We start from the raw sequence: 14,817 nt of genomic DNA, 5'->3' as shown, positions 1-14,817 counted from the left end.
CTGTGAAGGTCGATTTGTGACCCCTCACGGGAACCAGAATCCCGGCGGCGCGGATCAGATGCGGGCGGCGATCAGCGTGTCGGCCGCGGAACGGGCGTGGAGTTCGGCGGCGGCGAGGGATTCCCGGGTGAGCGGGCCGTCCTGTTCGTGCGCCTCCACTACCCGCTGCACCGTCTCGACGATCGCCAGGAACGGGATGCGACCGGCGTGGAACGCCGCAACGGCCTGCTCGTTGGCGGCGTTGAAGACGGCCGGGTAGGTTCCGCCGGCCCGGCCCACCTGTTTGGCGAGCGCGACCGCGGGGAAGGCGACCTCGTCGAGCGGCTCGAACGTCCACGTGTGCGGGGTGGTCCAGTCGATCGGCTCGCCGACGGCGCCGACCCGGTTCGGCCAGTCCAGGCCGAGCGAGATCGGAAGGCGCATGTCCGGCGGTGACGCCTGCGCGATGGTCGACCCGTCGATGAACTCGACCATCGAGTGCACCAGCGACTGCGGGTGCACCACGACGTCGATGCGGTCGTACTCCACGTCGAACAGCAGGTGCGCCTCGATCACTTCGAGGCCCTTGTTCACCAGTGTCGCCGAGTTGGTGGTAACCACCAGGCCCATGTCCCACGTAGGGTGCGCGAGCGCCTCGCTCGGCGTGACGTCCCGCAGCTGGTCGCGGCCGCGGCCGCGAAACGGCCCGCCCGATGCCGTCAGCACCAGCCGGCGCACCTCCTGCGCTGTTCCGGCTCGCAACGCCTGCGCGATGGCGGAGTGTTCCGAGTCGACCGGCACGATCTGCCCGGGCGCGGCGATCGACTTCACCAGGTCGCCGCCGACGATCAGTGATTCCTTGTTCGCCAGCGCCAGGGTGCGGCCGGCTTCGAGTGCGGCGAGGGTGGGCCCCAACCCGACCGAGCCGGTGATGCCGTTCAGCACCACGTCGGCGTCGACGTCGCGCACCAGTTGCTCCGCCTCTGCCTCCCCGAGCGCCGTGTTCTCGACCTGGAACTCGGCTGCCTGCTCGTCGAGCAGGTCGCGGTTGCGGCCGGCGGAGAGGCCGACGACTTCGAACCGCGCCGAATGCGACCTGATGACATCGAGCGCCTGTGTTCCGATCGAGCCGGTTGATCCGAGGATGATTACTCTCTGCACGCTCCCATGCTAGGCGCAGCGCCCGGCGTTGCCAGCGGATCGACCCCGAATGCACATGCCGATCCACGCATATACCCGGGGGTAATGTCGACCTGTGACAGGTGACGACGAAGCCGAACCGACCCGCGACGACGACGGCGTCCTGGACGCGCAGCGACCCGGTTTCGTCTATTTCCTCGGCTACGGCCTGATGGCCCCGATCGCCCGATTCGTCTTCCGTCCGACCATCACCGGCAAGAAGAACATCCCCAAGACCGGCCGCGTCATCCTCGCGAGCAACCACCTGTCCTTCATCGACAGCCTGGTCATCCCACTCACCGCACCGCGTCGGGTGCAGTTCCTCGCGAAAAGCACCTATTTCACCGGCACCGGCCCGAAGGGCTGGGTCTCCCGCAACTTCTTCACCTCCATCGGTGCGGTCGGTGTGGAGCGTGGCGCGGGGCAGGCCGCGCAGGACGCCCTTGATGCCGGCCGGCGCATCCTCGAGTCCGACAACGCGTTTGCGATCTACCCTGAGGGCACCCGGTCGCTCGACGGCCGGCTCTACAAGGGCCGCACCGGCGTGGCGTGGCTGGCACTGACCACGGGAGCGGTGGTCGTGCCGGTGGGCCTGATCGGCACCGAGGAAATCCAGCCGGTGGGCGCGAAGGTTCCGCGCATCCGCAAGATCGCGGTGAAGTTCGGCGAGCCGATCGACGTCAGCAAGCACGGCAACGCCTCGTCGGGCAAAGCACGGCGCCAGGCCACCGACGAGATCATGGCGGCGATCCACGCCCTCACCGGCCAGGAGCTCGCCGGCAGTTACAACGAGTCGCCGCCGGCCGGCGCACTGCACAAGATCGCCGACCGCGTCTTCCCGCGCGAACGCCGCTGAGCGCTCACAGCAAACGGATGCCGCGGGCCGGGTTCCGGGGCTGCCGCGGCTGGGCCGGGCGTCCTGTCACAAGGTGGAAATGCAGGCAACGTAGGCTGGAGGCATGACCCGCGAGTTCTCAGTCCCCCAGCAGCGCACAATCGTCACCGATCTCCCCGGCCCCAAGTCGGTCGCACTCCAGGAGCGCCGGGTGCGGTCCGTCTCCCGCGGGGCGGGCACCCTCGCGAACATCTATATGGAGCAGGGTTCGGGCGCGATCCTGGTCGACGTCGACGGCAACCACCTGATCGACCTGGGCTGCGGGATCGGCGTGACCACGATCGGCCACGCCCACCCGGAGGTCGCCGCCGCGGCCGCGGCCCAGGCCGCCAAGCTCACCCACACCCTGTTCACCGTCACCCCGTACGAGAACTACGTCCGGGTGGCCGAGAAGCTGGCCGAGATCACGCCCGGCGACTTCGAGAAGCACTCCATCCTGGTCAACTCCGGCGCCGAAGCGGTGGAGAACGCCGTCAAGATCGCCCGCAAGTACACCGGGCGTCGTGCCATCGTGAGCCTCGACCACGCCTTCCACGGCCGCACCAACCTGACGATGGGAATGACCTACCGACCCTGGCCGGAGCGTGCCGGCATGGGCCCGGTCCCCGCCGAGCTGTACAGCGTTCCGATCAGCTACCCGTTCCGCGACGGCCTCTCCGGTGAGGAAGCCGCCGAGAAAACCATCGACTACATCCAGACCCACATCGGCGCCAGCGAGGTCGCCGCGTTCTTTGTCGAGCCGATCCAGGGCGACGGCGGCATCATCATCCCGGCACCGGGCTATTTCAAGCGGCTCTCCGAGTTCTGCACCGAGAACGGCATCGTCTTCGTGGCCGATGAGATCCAGGCCGGCATCGCCCGCACCGGAACCTGGTACTCGATCGAGCACCACGGCGTCGTACCCGACCTGGTCACCACCGCCAAGGGCATCGCCGGCGGCTTCCCGCTGGCCGCGGTGACCGGGCGCGCCGAGATCATGGACGCCGTGCAGCCCGGAGGCATCGGCGGAACGTTCGGCGGCAACCCGGTGTCCACCGCGGCCGCACTGGCCGTCTTCGACATCATCGAGAGGGAGAACCTTCTCGCCGAGGCCCAGCGGGTTGAGAAGGCGCTCTGGGCGCGCATCGGCGACTGGGCCGAGCGCTTCCCGATCGTCGGCGAGGTCCGCGGCAAGGGCGCCATGTTCGGGGTGGAACTGGTGCACCCCGGGACGAAGAAGCCCTATCCGGAGGCGCTCACCGCGATCCTCAAGCACGCCACCACGAACGGTGTCATCGTGCTCGACGCCGGCAGTTGGGACTCCGTGCTGCGGATCATGCCGTCGGTGGTCATCTCGGACGAACTGATCGACGACGCCGCATCCGTCATCGAAGAAGCACTCACCGAACTCAGCGCGCACGCGTCGTAGGGCGACGGCTGGCCCGGTTTGCGCGTCAGCCTGCGGCCGGGCGTAGCGAAAACCTGACGAATCGCGTGTCGGTAGCCGAAAACCGGGGGAAAACGCATTCGCACACCTCTGCATCCGGTTTTCGCTACCCGCACATCCGCTACCACGCACAATCATCAGGACCGGCGCGGCGCCGGACCGATTCAGGCCTGCTTGGCGCGGAAGCTGCGTGCCTTCTGCCGGTTTCCGCAGATCTCCATGCTGCACCAGGCGCGCGACCCGTTGCGGGACCGGTCGTAGTAGGCGTACTGGCAGGTCTCGGCGTTGCAGAGCTTCACCCGCTTGATCCGGCCCTGGATGCTGAGTACAACGGTCGCGGCGAGCGCCGCCTCGGCGACCGTGTCACTGGTGAGGCTCACACCGTCACCGTCACAGGACGGGTGCAGGGTGACACTCGGCAGTTCCGGACGGCCGCCGGTCACCAGTGACCGCAGGGCGGTGCGGATGCTGCGGGTCGCGGTGGCGTCGCCCGGCTCCAGGCCGTAGGCGGCGGCCCACTCGGCGAGCCCCGCTTCGGTCCCGAGCAGATCGGTGCCGTCCTCGACGTCGACCGTGTTCAGGAAGTCCACCAGCAGGTCTTCGTCGCTCAGCCCAGGCGCATCCGGTCCTGGCGAATCCGTTTCCGCTCCGGAGGCGCCGGGCACCGGGTCGTTTTGGACGACCTTCGGTCGATTCCTGCCATCGCTCACGGTAACCATTGTAGCTGCTTTGGGGGTTAGCTAGGCTGTAACCTGCAAGTCAGTTACACCGGTTTTCTACCAATGGAGTGAGCAACCATGAATCACCTGGCGTACTTCGCCGCCGAAATGACAGGCCTGCGCGAGCGGGAGGCCGAGCGGGAGATCGCGCTGCGCCGGAAGCGCATCGGCGACGACGACGCGCCGACTCGCATCCGTGACCGGAAGTGGGCTGCGGCGATCCACCGCTGGGCGCTGCCCAGGCCCGCCACTGACGCGGTGTCGCCCGCGCGCCGTGTCGGCAGTGTTGACTCGGACGGCCTGCGCCCGGATGTGACGCCACCGGCCGCGCCGGCGCTGTCCACCCGGGTGGGCGCAGGAGCCGGGGCGGCCACCCTCGGGTGCGCCTCCGCCTGATCCGTGCCGGCCGGTGTCCGAACACCGCCCCCCGCCCGTCGAGCACACCACTCCCCACATACGAGCATCTGACGCACCCAGACCCACGGTCTCAGGCGCGTGTCCCACCGATCACACAGGTAACGCACAGCATTTTCCCATGCGTTGGTATGGAAACCGTCCCGGCCGGTGTTTAAGCGGTCATGAGCAAAGTTTTCGAGGAGTTTGAGGACGAGAGCGGCGCCACCGTCCGGTATCGCCGTCACGGCAACGGCCGGGGCATGGTCTCCCCTGGCGCGCAGGTGGACGCAACTGCGTTCGTCGAGTCGTCCGCGTACGTCGAGTCGGGCGCACGCGTCGGGCGTCGGGCGTGGATCGGCTCCGGCAGCTGGATCGGGCAGGACGTTGCCGTGTCAGCGGACGTCTTCATCGGCGCCGACGTACTTGTGGGCGCGGGCACCCGGATCGGACGCGGGGCTCGCCTCGGCAGCCATGCACGGATCGGTGCGAACTCGCAGATCGGCCAAGGTGCCAGCGTGGCTTTCGACGAGCACCTGCCCGACAACAGCATCGTGCGCGGCATCCGCGCCGGTGGTCCGGCCGGCAGGGGCTACGCCCGTGCCGCGTAGCTACGGCGCTGCGGCCCTGCGTAGCCCCGACCCGCCGCCGAATCCGCCGCTGCGCGAAAACAGCAAGGGCAGGCTGAAACAACGCGATCTGTGATGTTTTGGTGCACTCATCGCCGATCCGTGATGTTTTCGCGCAACCGAATCCGGCGCGCGACGCCCGGCCCGGGCCGCAAGTCAGGAAGCGCCCGGCCCGGCGACCACCGTCGTCGCCTCGTGACCGACCGGAAAGTTCACCGACGAGGCGATGAAGCACTGGCGTGCTGCCTCGGCGTGCAGCGAGTCGGCGAGCTCACGCTGTGCCGGGTCGCTGATCGTTACCCGGGGGCGGAGGGTGGCTGAGGTGAAGTGGCCGCCGCCGTCATCCGTCTGCTGCATGGTTCCCACCGCGGCATCCGTGTACTCGACGACGGTCACACCGTGCCGGGTCGCCGCGTGCAGGTAGGACAGCATGTGGCACTGGCTGAGCGCGGCCAGCAGCAGTTCCTCCGGGTTCCAGCGTTCCGCGTTGCCGTGGAAGGTCGGATCGGCAGACCCCGCGATCGGCGCCTTCCCCGACGCGGCGACCACGTGCTCGCGACCGTAGGCGCGGTAATGACTCGTGCCGGTGCCGCGGTTTCCGGCCCAGGACACCCGCACTTCATAGTGGTGCGCAGTTTTCATGACCAACCCTCCGGTAATACGCCTGCCCGCGTTGATTCTCGCAGGAAAACACCGCGGCCAATCAGACGCCCATCGGTAAGCTGGGAGACACCATGACTGAGACGCTCACACCGACTTCCGCCCCCTCCGACACTGCGCCCAGCACCGCCCCCGCCGCGGAACCGGTGTACACGATCCCCCAGGAACGCCGCATCGTCACGGCCATCCCCGGCCCCAGGTCGGAGGAACTGCACCAGCGTCGGCTCGCGGTGGTCTCGGCCGGCGTGAGCTCGACCCTTCCGGTGTACATCAAGAAGGCAAACGGTGCCATCCTCGTCGACGTCGACGACAACCAGTTCATCGACCTGGGCGCGGGCATCGGCGTGACCACGATCGGCCACACCGATTCCACGGTGGTCGAGGCGGCAGCCGGCCAGGTCAAGGAGTTCATCCACACCCTCTTCACGATCACCCCGTACGAGGAGTACGTGCGTGTAGCCGAGCTCCTCGCCACGCACACGCCCGGCTCCTGGCCGAAAAAGTCGGTGCTGATCAATTCCGGCGCCGAGGCCGTGGAGAACGGCGTGAAGATCGCGCGCAAGTTCACCGGTCGCCGCGCGGTGGCCGTGCTCGACCACGCGTACCACGGTCGCACCAACCTCACGATGGCCATGAACTACAAGGCCGCCCCGTATGCGACCGGCTACGGCCCGCTCGCCGGCGACGTCTACCACGCACCCAGCTCTTACCCGTACCACGACGGACTGAGCGGAGGGGATGCCGCCCGGCGCACGATCTCCTACCTCGAGAAGGCGGTCGGCGCGAGCGACCTGGCCTGCCTGGTGGTCGAGCCGATCCAGGGCGAGGGCGGATTCATGGTCCCGGCCGACGGCTTCCTTCCCGCCCTCCAGGAGTGGTGCACCGTCAACGGCGTGGTGATGATCGCCGACGAGATCCAGAGTGGCATGGCCCGCACCGGCGCGTACTACGCCAGCGAGCACTTCGGCTGGACCCCCGACCTCGTTCTCACCGCCAAGGGCATCGCCGGCGGACTGCCGCTGGCCGCCGTCACGGGCCGCGCCGAGATCATGGACGCCTCCCAGCCCGGCGGCCTGGGCGGCACCTTCGGCGGCAACCCGGTCGCCTGCGCTGCGGCGATCGCCGTGTTCGAGTCGATCGAGCAGAACGACCTCCTCGCCCAGGGGGCGCGGATCGAACGCGCGCTGGTGGCCGGCCTGTCAGCGCTGAAGCAGAAGTACGACATCATCGGCGACATCCGCGGGCGCGGCGCGATGATCGCGATCGAACTCGTGCAGCCCGGCACCGGCGACACCACCAAGGAGCCATACGCCGCAGCGGTCAGCTCGATCGCCGCCTACGCGGCCCAGCACGGCGTGCTGCTGCTCACCGCCGGCACCTACGGCAACGTGCTGCGGTTCCTGCCGAGCCTGGCCCTGTCCGACGCGCTGATCGCCGACGCGCTGTCGGTGATCGACGACGCGATCGCCGAGCTGCCGGCACCCGAGCGCAACGCCGAGAAGCGCTGAGCGTGGCCGAGACTTTCGCGCTCGACTCAGCGGTCGAGCTGGCCGTTGTCGAGCGCAGTGGCTTCGTGGAGTCGCGCCACGCCGGCTCGGCGGTGGTGCTGAACGGTGAGGGCGCGGTGCTGCGGGCCCTCGGCGACGTGACCACACCGGTCTTCCCCCGTTCGTCGATGAAACCGTTCCAGGCGATCGCCGTGATGGCCAGCGGGGTCACCCTGCGCGGGGAGGACGCGGCGATCGCGACCGCGAGCCACAGCGGCACCCAGAAGCACGCCGACCTGGCGCGCGGGCTGCTGGCGCGTGCGGGAATCCCGGTCACGGCACTGGGCTGCCCTGCAGCGTGGCCCGATGACCAGCAGACCCGGGACTCACTGGTGCGCCTGGGTGCGGGCAAGGACCCGATCTACATGAATTGCTCCGGCAAGCATGCGGCGATGCTCGTCGCCTGCGCCGCGAACGGCTGGCCGCTGGCGGGCTATCTCGACCCGGCGCATCCGCTGCAGAAACGGGTCCTGGACGTCGTCGAACGCTTCACCGGGGAACGGCCGTCCGCCACCGGCATCGACGGCTGCGGCGCGCCCGTGCACGCACTCTCGCTCACCGCTCTGGCCCGCGGCATCGCCCGCATCGCCACGTCCCGGTCGAATTCACCGTTCGCGATCTACCGGGAAGCCGGCTTCCTGGCCGAGGCCGTGCGCGAGAACGGCTGGGTGATCGCTGGACCCGGGCAGGCAGACACCATCGTGATCGAGCGGCTCCGGCTGTTCGTCAAGGGCGGCGCAGAGGGCATCATGGTCGCCTCAGCCGACAACGGCACCACCGTCGCGCTGAAGATCCTCGACGGCAACTTGCGTGCCGCGTCGATCGTGGCGCTGCACCTGCTGGCGGACGCGGGCGCGATCAACCGGGCCGACGTCGACGCGGTGGCGCCCGAACTGAACCTCGCCGTGCTCGGCGGCGGACGCCCGGTCGGGCAGATCCGGCCCAGCTACGCCTGACCGGGCGCATCAGAACCAGCTGTGCGGCACCGCGAACGCGATATGCGGATGCCGGCCGCTTCAGCTGGTTCCCCGGCCCCGCGAGATGCCCGCGGGGGCGCCCTCGGCTCAGATCTGTCGGGCGAGCCGTTTCGCCCGGACGGCGCCGGACACCTGCGTCGTCACCACCAGCACGAGCGCGAAGATGAAGACAGCGGATGCGATCACATTGGCTTCCGCCGGGATGCCGCGTGCCGCTGAGATGTAGATGTACTTCGGGAAGGTCGTCACCGACCCCGAGTTGAAGTTGGTGATGATGAAGTCGTCGAAGCTCAGCGCGAACGAGAGCAAGGCTGCTGCCATGATGCCCGGCAGCAGCAACGGGAACGTCACGCGCAGGAACACCTGGCCGGGAGAGCCGTAAAGGTCGCGGCCGGCCTCTTCCAGCGCGGGGTCGAGGCTCGCAACCCGCGCCTTCACCGTCACGACCACGAAACTGATGCAGAACATGATGTGGGCCAGGATGATGGTGAGCATGTCTTTCGGCACGCCGACGGACAGGAACTGGGCGGCGAGCCCCGCCCCGAGCACGACCTCCGGCGTCGCCATCGGCAGGAACAGCAGCAGGCTGATCTTGGAGCGGAACCTGAACCGGTAGCGCACGATCGCGATGGCGATCATGGTGCCGAGCGCCGTCGCGACCACCGTCGCAACCACACCGATCAGCAGGCTGTTGCCGAACGCCTGGCAGACCGCCCCGTTCTGCACGGCGCAGACGTTCAGCCATTTGTCGAAGGTGAACCCGCGCCAGGCGATGTTCGACTTCAGTGAGTCGTTGAAGGAGAAGATGAAGGTGTACCCGATCGGAACCATCAGGAAGATCAGCGCGAGCGCCGAGTAGAGCGGCAGCAGCCACTTTCCGAGAGAGAGCTTCACAACAGGTCCTCCGTCCCGGATCGGCGCACATAGACGCTGACGATCACCAGGATCACGGCCATCAGGATGATCGACAGGGCGGCAGCCGCCGGGTAGTTGAGCAGCACCAGGAAGTTCGCTTCGATCACGTTGCCGATCATCTGAGAGTCTGGGCCGCCGAGGAAGTCGCGGCTGGCGTTGATGTAGTCGCCGGCCGCCGGGATGAACGTCAGCAGGGTTCCGGCGACGACGCCGGGCATCGACAGCGGAACGGTGATTTTCCGGAAGACCTGGAACGGACCGGCATACAGGTCGTTCCCGGCCTCGAGGTAGCGCGGGTCCAGGCGTTCCAGGGTGGTGTAGAGCGGCAAGGTCATGAACGGGATGAAGTTGTAGGTCAGGCCGAAAATCACCGCGGCCGGCGTCCCGGTGAAGTGTGCATCCGGTGCCAGCAACGACAGCGCCTTGAGCGAGGAGATCACGAAGGACTCGTCCGAGAGCAACTGTTTCCAGGCCAGGGTGCGCAGCAGGAAACTGATGAAGAACGGCGCGATGACCAGCACCAGCATCAGGCTTTGCAGCAGTGGCCAGCGCCGGGCCTTCACCCCGATGAAGTAGGCCAGCGGGTAGCTGAACAGCAGCGCCAACACGGTGGCGGCGAGTGCAAACGCGAACGACCGCACGATGTGCGGCCAGTAGTCGCGCATGACGTCGGCGTAGTTCTCCCAGCGGAACGCGTAACTGAACTGGCCGACGTCTCCGAACTCGGTCGGCGCCTGGAACGACGTCAGTAACAGCGAAACCAGGGGGGCGAGGAAGAACAGGACCAGGTAGAGGATGCCGGGCAGCAGCAGCAGGAGTGCGATCCGGCTGCTGCGGCGCGGTGGGGCGTCTGCCGTGTTCGTGGTGCTGGCGAAGGCCGCGAAAGCCATCTCAGGCTTCCTCGAGCTCCGCGAGCAGGACGTCCCGCTTCTGGGCCGCGATGTTGCGCGTGTCGGTGTCGGCGGCGAACCGAGGCGCCTGGTCTGGTTCGTCCTCGAGCCCGAACCCGTGGGCGACGTCCCAACTCACCCACACCTCGTCGCCGTCCTGGGCCACCGGTCCGAACGCCATGTTCTGGGCGAAAACGACCAGGGTGCCCACACCGGGGACGGCCACCAGGTACTGGGTGCTCACGCCGCTGAACGACACGTCGATGATCCGGCCCGGGCCCATCCGGTTGCGTCCGGAGTCTTCGACCGGCGCGTCGCGATGCAGGGTCAGTTTCTCCGGCCGCACTCCGATCGTCACCGTTCCGGCGTGCCGCTGGGCACGCGACACGGGAACCGACACACGGGTGCCTGCGACGTCCACGGAGATCGCTTCGCTGGTGGTGCCGGAGACGGTCCCGCTGAACAGGTTCGATTGACCGAGGAAGTTGGCCACGAAGGCTGTGCGCGGCAGTTCGTAGAGTTGCTCGGGCGCGCCCATCTGCTCGATCCGCCCCTTGTTCATGACAGCGACCGTGTCGGCCATGGTCATGGCTTCTTCCTGGTCGTGGGTCACGTGCAGGAAGGTCAGCCCCACCTCTTCCTGGATGGTCTTCAACTCCAGTTGCATCTGGCGGCGGAGCTTGAGGTCGAGGGCGCCGAGCGGTTCGTCGAGCAGCAGCAGCGCCGGCCGGTTGACGATGGCCCTGGCCAGCGCCACCCGCTGCTGCTGGCCGCCGGAGAGCTGGAGCGGGCGGCGGGACGCGAGGTGGTCGAGTTCGACCAGTCGAAGGGCTTCGTGTGCCTTGGCGACCGGATCACCGATCTTTCGCCGCCGCAGCCCGAATGCGACGTTTTCCAGCACGGTCATGTGCGGGAACAGGGCGTAGCTCTGGAACACGGTGTTCACCGGCCGTTGATACGGTTTCTGGGCGGTGACGTCCGTCCCGCCGATCAGGATGCGGCCCCGGGTCGGGTCCTCGAGGCCGGCGACCAAGCGGAGCGTCGTGGTCTTCCCGCATCCGCTTGGACCGAGCAACGCGAAGAACGACCCGGCCGGGATCGTCAGGTCGAGATTCTCGATGGCCGTGAACCCGGGAAACCGCTTCTGGATGCCGACCAGTTCGAGGTCGGCTCCCCGGTCGGCGAATGCGCCGGCGGCCATCACGATCCCAGGAGGACGCTCTGGAATTGGGCGTCGTACTTCTGCTCTTCAGCGCCGGTGAGCGAGCGGAATACCCTTGCCTTGGCGAGCGTCGCCTCGTCGGGGAAGATGAGCTGGTTCGCGGCGAGCTCAGGGTCGATCGCCGTCGCGGCTTCCTTCGCACCGACCACCGGGGTGATGTAGTTCACGTACGCGGCGACCTCGGCCGCGACCTCGGGCTCGTAGTAGTAGTTGATCAGGGTTTCCGCGTTCTTTTTGCGCCTCGACCCGATCGGCACCAGGAAGTTGTCGTTCCAGAGCGTTCCGCCCTTGTCCGGGACGATGAAGTCCCAATGCTCGCCGTTCTCCGCGTTCAGCTGGGTGATGTCCCCTGACCACACGATCGCAGCGAGGGTGTCACCGTTGACCAGGTCCTCCTTGTAGGAGTTGCCCTTGATGTTGCGGATCTGCCCGTCGGCGATCTGTTTCTTGAGCACGTCGACCGCGGTACTGAATTCGTCGTCCCCCCAGCTGCCGGAGATGTCGACTCCCCCGTCGAGCATGAGCAGGCCCATGGTGTCGCGCATCTCGGAGAGCACGCCGACCCGTCCCTTGAGCTGCGGGTCCCAGAGTTCCTCGACGCTGGCGATGCCCCCGGGTATTTTGTCCTTGTTCCAGCAGATCCCGGCGAACCCGCCCTGCCAGGGCACCGACATCTCCCGGCCCGGGTCGAAGTCGACGTCCCCCAGCGCCGGGGTGAGGTTGGCGAGGTTCGGGATGTTGGCCTGGTCGAGCTTTTGGGCGTAACCGAACCGGATCCACCTGGCCGCCATCCAGTCGGTCAGGCAGACCGTGTCGGCGCCGATGTCCTGGCCCAGCGCGAGCTGGTCCTTGACCTTGCCGTAGTAGGTGTTGTTGTCGTCGACCGCCTCCGAATAGTTCACCTTGATGCCGGTCTCCGCGGTGAATGCCTCCAGCGTCGGGTACCCGCCGTTGTCGTCGACGTCGATGTACAGCGCCCAGTTGTCCCAGTTCAGCGTCTTGTCCGAATCCGATTTGTCGGATGCCGCGGTGGGCCTGGCCGCCGCGCCACCGGTCGAGCAGGCCGCGAGCGCGAGCGCCGCCGCGCCGCCGCCCAACCCGCCGAGAAGGGCACGACGGCCCATCTGCGCCCGTTGGGCCTCGCGAATGAGTTGCTGGATCATCGGATCTGACGGAAGCGGCCTGGGTTTCATGGCGGGTCTCCTTGCACTCAGCGAGGGCACGTGCTCACGTGCGGTTTAGCGCTTCTCGCTCCTGTGCGAGTGGATCGATACTTGCACAATCGTGGGTCTAACACACGCAGGAGGGGCCTAATCGTTAACATCCCGCTCGAATCGATGCGAAATCAGCACCCCGCGGGCCGTTCCGCGTGCGAGAACGGCAGGGGCCGGCGAGGCGCGCCGGAGCGGCGACTACGATCGTGGTTTTCGCTAATCTGGGGGCATGCCGACCACCCGCGGGCTCGAGCGACTGATCTTCTTCACGGATGCCGTGGTCGCCATCGCGATCACGTTGCTGATCCTGCCGCTGGTCGATGCGGCGTCCAACGCGTCTGACAGCGACTCCGGCGCCGGGGCGTTCCTCACCAGCCACAACGGGCAAATTTTCGCATTCCTGATCAGCTTCGCCGTCATCGCCCGATTGTGGGTGGCTCACCACCGGTTGTTCGAGCACATCGCCGCGTACAACCGTCGGGTCGTGTGGTGCAGCCTGGCTTGGGCCTTCACGATCGTGGTGTTGCCGCTTCCCACCGCGATGACCGCCCAGTTCGATCCTGGGCCGGTGACGATCAGTTTCTATATCGGCACGATGCTCACCAGCAGCGCGCTGCTCACCCTGCTCACCCTGATGGTGAGCGGCAATCCAGCGCTCCAGGCCGTGGACAATCCGATCGCCCGCAACGTCCTGCTCAGCAGCGTCTCCACCACCGGCCTGTTCGTGCTCGCGTTGCTGATCGGCGTGCTGATACCGGTCGTGAACTACTTCGCCCTGTTCCTGCTGGCGTTCAGCGGTCCGGCGAAGCGGGTGCTGGAGCGCACCCGGTTCGGCCGGTAACCAGCCGGGCGCGAATGACCGGCCGCCGCCAGAGCGCCGAGCATCCTCGGAAATCGTTGGCCACGCATCCGTTTACTGCGGATTCGGCATCGAATCACGCAATAATCCATCGAAACCGTTGCCAGCGGACGCAGGTATGCTGGCCCCGGGGGACAGAGCCGTCCCCGTTTGAAGGAGTGAGATGAAGGTCGCAGTTCCCAGAGAGATCAAGAACAACGAGTTCCGCGTTGCGATCACGCCGGCGGGGGTCCATGATCTGGTCGGCAACGGGCACGAGGTGTTCATTGAGACGGGAGCGGGTACCGGTTCGTCGATTCCGGATGAGCGGTACCGGGCGGCCGGCGCCACCATCCTCCCCGACGCGGCATCGACCTGGGCCGCCGGGCAGATGGTGCTCAAGGTCAAGGAGCCGGTGGCGAGCGAGTTCGGTTTCTTCCGCGACGACCTCGTGCTCTTCACCTACCTGCACCTGGCGGCCGAGGAAGAACTGACCCGCGCCCTGCTGGCCAGCGGCGTCACCGCGATCGCCTACGAGACGGTGCAGCTGCCCTCCCGCGCCCTTCCCTTGCTCGCCCCGATGAGCGAGGTCGCCGGGCGACTCGCGCCGATCGTCGGCGCCAACGCCATGCTGAAGCCGAATGGCGGGCCGGGGCTGCTGGTTCCCGGCGTGCCGGGGACGCACCCGGCGAAGATCGCCATCCTCGGCGGCGGTGTCGCCGGCACGGCGGCCATGCAGGTCGCCCTCGGGCTCGGCGCGGAGGTCACCGTGCTCGACACGAACCTGTTCCGGTTGCGTGAACTGGACGCGTTGCACTACGGCCGGGTGAAGACGATCGCCTCGAACAGTTTCGAGATCGACAAAGCGGTGGTCGACTCCGACATGGTGATCGGGTCGGTACTGATCCCGGGCGCGAAGGCGCCGAAGCTGGTGAGCAATGAGATGGTGTCACGGATGCGGCCCGGCAGCGTTCTCGTGGATATCGCGGTCGACCAGGGCGGCTGCTTCGCCGACTCGCATCCCACGACTCACGCCGACCCCACGTTCACGGTGCACAATTCGCTGTTCTACTGCGTGGCGAACATGCCGGGGGCGGTACCGAACACATCCACCTACGCCCTCACCAATGCGACCCTGCCCTACGTGCGGTCCGTGGCGAATCGCGGCTGGGCCGACGCCCTGCGCGCGGACGCCGCGCTCGCCCTGGGCCTGAACACCTTCCGCGGCGCCGTGATCAACGAACCCGTCGCCAACGCCCACTCGCTGCCGCACCGCGACCTGGCCGACGCACTCGCCTGATCCGCTTATCCCCGAGCCCAGCCCCGCGAAAACG

The 14,817-nt window shown here is 67.5% G+C and carries 15 protein-coding genes; 8 read left to right on the top strand and 7 right to left on the bottom strand.

Translation table 11 applies throughout. From position 1 onward, the window contains the following. Positions 1–54 precede the first annotated feature (54 nt). Positions 55–1,140 (bottom strand): 1-deoxy-D-xylulose-5-phosphate reductoisomerase, encoded by a 1,086-nt coding sequence (gene dxr / locus AB4Y94_RS00850; RefSeq protein ID WP_441723817.1) that lies wholly within the window; start codon positions 1,138–1,140, stop codon positions 55–57. A gap of 94 nt (positions 1,141–1,234) precedes the next feature. On the opposite strand from dxr, the gene AB4Y94_RS00845 reads away from it, so the two are divergent. Both AB4Y94_RS00845 and AB4Y94_RS00840 read left to right on the top strand, forming a co-directional pair. After that, a complete protein-coding gene (locus AB4Y94_RS00845; protein ID WP_441723815.1) occupies positions 1,235–2,014 on the top strand; it encodes a lysophospholipid acyltransferase family protein in 780 nt (259 codons plus the stop codon). A gap of 103 nt (positions 2,015–2,117) precedes the next feature. Continuing rightward, on the top strand, positions 2,118–3,461 hold the full coding sequence (locus AB4Y94_RS00840; protein ID WP_441723813.1) for an aminotransferase class III-fold pyridoxal phosphate-dependent enzyme: 1,344 nt from the start codon (positions 2,118–2,120) through the stop codon (positions 3,459–3,461). A gap of 182 nt (positions 3,462–3,643) precedes the next feature. Here the strand turns inward: AB4Y94_RS00840 and AB4Y94_RS00835 are convergent, their stop codons facing one another. Next, entirely contained in the window at positions 3,644–4,189 is a 546-nt protein-coding gene (locus tag AB4Y94_RS00835) for a CGNR zinc finger domain-containing protein (RefSeq protein WP_441723811.1), read from the bottom strand. A gap of 87 nt (positions 4,190–4,276) precedes the next feature. Between AB4Y94_RS00835 and AB4Y94_RS00830 the strand changes: the two genes are divergently transcribed. Beyond that, a complete protein-coding gene (locus tag AB4Y94_RS00830) occupies positions 4,277–4,594 on the top strand; it encodes a hypothetical protein (protein ID WP_441723809.1) in 318 nt (105 codons plus the stop codon). Between the two features lie 182 nt (positions 4,595–4,776). Then, positions 4,777–5,202 (top strand): transferase, encoded by a 426-nt coding sequence (locus tag AB4Y94_RS00825; RefSeq protein WP_441723808.1) that lies wholly within the window; start codon positions 4,777–4,779, stop codon positions 5,200–5,202. 174 nt (positions 5,203–5,376) lie between these two features. On the opposite strand, the gene AB4Y94_RS00820 is transcribed toward AB4Y94_RS00825, so the two are convergent. Further along, positions 5,377–5,862, bottom strand: a complete 486-nt coding sequence (locus AB4Y94_RS00820) for an OsmC family protein (RefSeq protein ID WP_441723807.1) — start codon at positions 5,860–5,862, stop codon at positions 5,377–5,379. A gap of 92 nt (positions 5,863–5,954) precedes the next feature. Between AB4Y94_RS00820 and gabT the strand changes: the two genes are divergently transcribed. Together gabT and AB4Y94_RS00810 are read left to right on the top strand one after the other, a co-directional pair. Beyond that, the gene (gabT, locus tag AB4Y94_RS00815) at positions 5,955–7,388 is read left to right on the top strand and encodes a 4-aminobutyrate--2-oxoglutarate transaminase (protein WP_441723805.1); all 1,434 of its coding nucleotides are present in this window, start codon (positions 5,955–5,957) and stop codon (positions 7,386–7,388) included. A 2-nt stretch (positions 7,389–7,390) separates the two neighbouring features. Further along, complete coding sequence (locus tag AB4Y94_RS00810) at positions 7,391–8,383, top strand: asparaginase (RefSeq protein ID WP_441723804.1); 993 nt, start codon at positions 7,391–7,393, stop codon at positions 8,381–8,383. 108 nt (positions 8,384–8,491) lie between these two features. On the opposite strand, the gene AB4Y94_RS00805 is transcribed toward AB4Y94_RS00810, so the two are convergent. Genes AB4Y94_RS00805 through AB4Y94_RS00790 form a run of 4 tightly spaced genes read right to left on the bottom strand, consistent with a single transcriptional unit; the run spans position 8,492 to position 12,624 of the window. Next, positions 8,492–9,298, bottom strand: coding sequence for an ABC transporter permease (locus tag AB4Y94_RS00805; RefSeq protein WP_441723802.1), 807 nt, complete (start codon positions 9,296–9,298; stop codon positions 8,492–8,494). Then, a complete protein-coding gene (locus AB4Y94_RS00800; RefSeq protein WP_441723800.1) occupies positions 9,295–10,209 on the bottom strand; it encodes an ABC transporter permease in 915 nt (304 codons plus the stop codon). Before AB4Y94_RS00800 ends, AB4Y94_RS00805 begins: the two co-directional genes overlap by 4 nt. A gap of 1 nt (position 10,210) precedes the next feature. Beyond that, on the bottom strand, positions 10,211–11,410 hold the full coding sequence (locus tag AB4Y94_RS00795) for an ABC transporter ATP-binding protein (protein ID WP_441723799.1): 1,200 nt from the start codon (positions 11,408–11,410) through the stop codon (positions 10,211–10,213). Further along, on the bottom strand, positions 11,410–12,624 hold the full coding sequence (locus AB4Y94_RS00790; protein WP_441723797.1) for an ABC transporter substrate-binding protein: 1,215 nt from the start codon (positions 12,622–12,624) through the stop codon (positions 11,410–11,412). Before AB4Y94_RS00790 ends, AB4Y94_RS00795 begins: the two co-directional genes overlap by 1 nt. A 250-nt stretch (positions 12,625–12,874) precedes the next feature. Here AB4Y94_RS00790 and AB4Y94_RS00785 point away from each other — a divergent pair, with 250 nt between their 5' ends. Then, positions 12,875–13,486 (top strand): TMEM175 family protein, encoded by a 612-nt coding sequence (locus AB4Y94_RS00785; RefSeq protein WP_441723795.1) that lies wholly within the window; start codon positions 12,875–12,877, stop codon positions 13,484–13,486. Between the two features lie 181 nt (positions 13,487–13,667). Beyond that, the gene (ald, locus tag AB4Y94_RS00780) at positions 13,668–14,783 is read left to right on the top strand and encodes an alanine dehydrogenase (RefSeq protein WP_441723793.1); all 1,116 of its coding nucleotides are present in this window, start codon (positions 13,668–13,670) and stop codon (positions 14,781–14,783) included. Positions 14,784–14,817 lie beyond the last annotated feature (34 nt).

This window comes from Glaciibacter sp. 2TAF33 (assembly GCF_052114945.1).
Classification (GTDB): domain Bacteria; phylum Actinomycetota; class Actinomycetes; order Actinomycetales; family Microbacteriaceae; genus Cryobacterium.
This window is presented reverse-complemented; position numbering and strand designations above follow the sequence as displayed.

Coding starts and splice junctions, on each gene's coding strand:
- AB4Y94_RS00840 (WP_441723813.1), top strand. CDS start 2,118: ATGACCCGCGAGTTCTCAGTCCCCCAGCAGCGCACAATCGTCACCGAT.
- AB4Y94_RS00800 (WP_441723800.1), bottom strand. CDS start 10,209: ATGGCTTTCGCGGCCTTCGCCAGCACCACGAACACGGCAGACGCCCCA.
- AB4Y94_RS00785 (WP_441723795.1), top strand. CDS start 12,875: ATGCCGACCACCCGCGGGCTCGAGCGACTGATCTTCTTCACGGATGCC.
- AB4Y94_RS00820 (WP_441723807.1), bottom strand. CDS start 5,862: ATGAAAACTGCGCACCACTATGAAGTGCGGGTGTCCTGGGCCGGAAAC.
- AB4Y94_RS00795 (WP_441723799.1), bottom strand. CDS start 11,410: ATGGCCGCCGGCGCATTCGCCGACCGGGGAGCCGACCTCGAACTGGTC.
- gabT (WP_441723805.1), top strand. CDS start 5,955: ATGACTGAGACGCTCACACCGACTTCCGCCCCCTCCGACACTGCGCCC.
- AB4Y94_RS00790 (WP_441723797.1), bottom strand. CDS start 12,624: ATGAAACCCAGGCCGCTTCCGTCAGATCCGATGATCCAGCAACTCATT.
- ald (WP_441723793.1), top strand. CDS start 13,668: ATGAAGGTCGCAGTTCCCAGAGAGATCAAGAACAACGAGTTCCGCGTT.
- AB4Y94_RS00825 (WP_441723808.1), top strand. CDS start 4,777: ATGAGCAAAGTTTTCGAGGAGTTTGAGGACGAGAGCGGCGCCACCGTC.
- AB4Y94_RS00830 (WP_441723809.1), top strand. CDS start 4,277: ATGAATCACCTGGCGTACTTCGCCGCCGAAATGACAGGCCTGCGCGAG.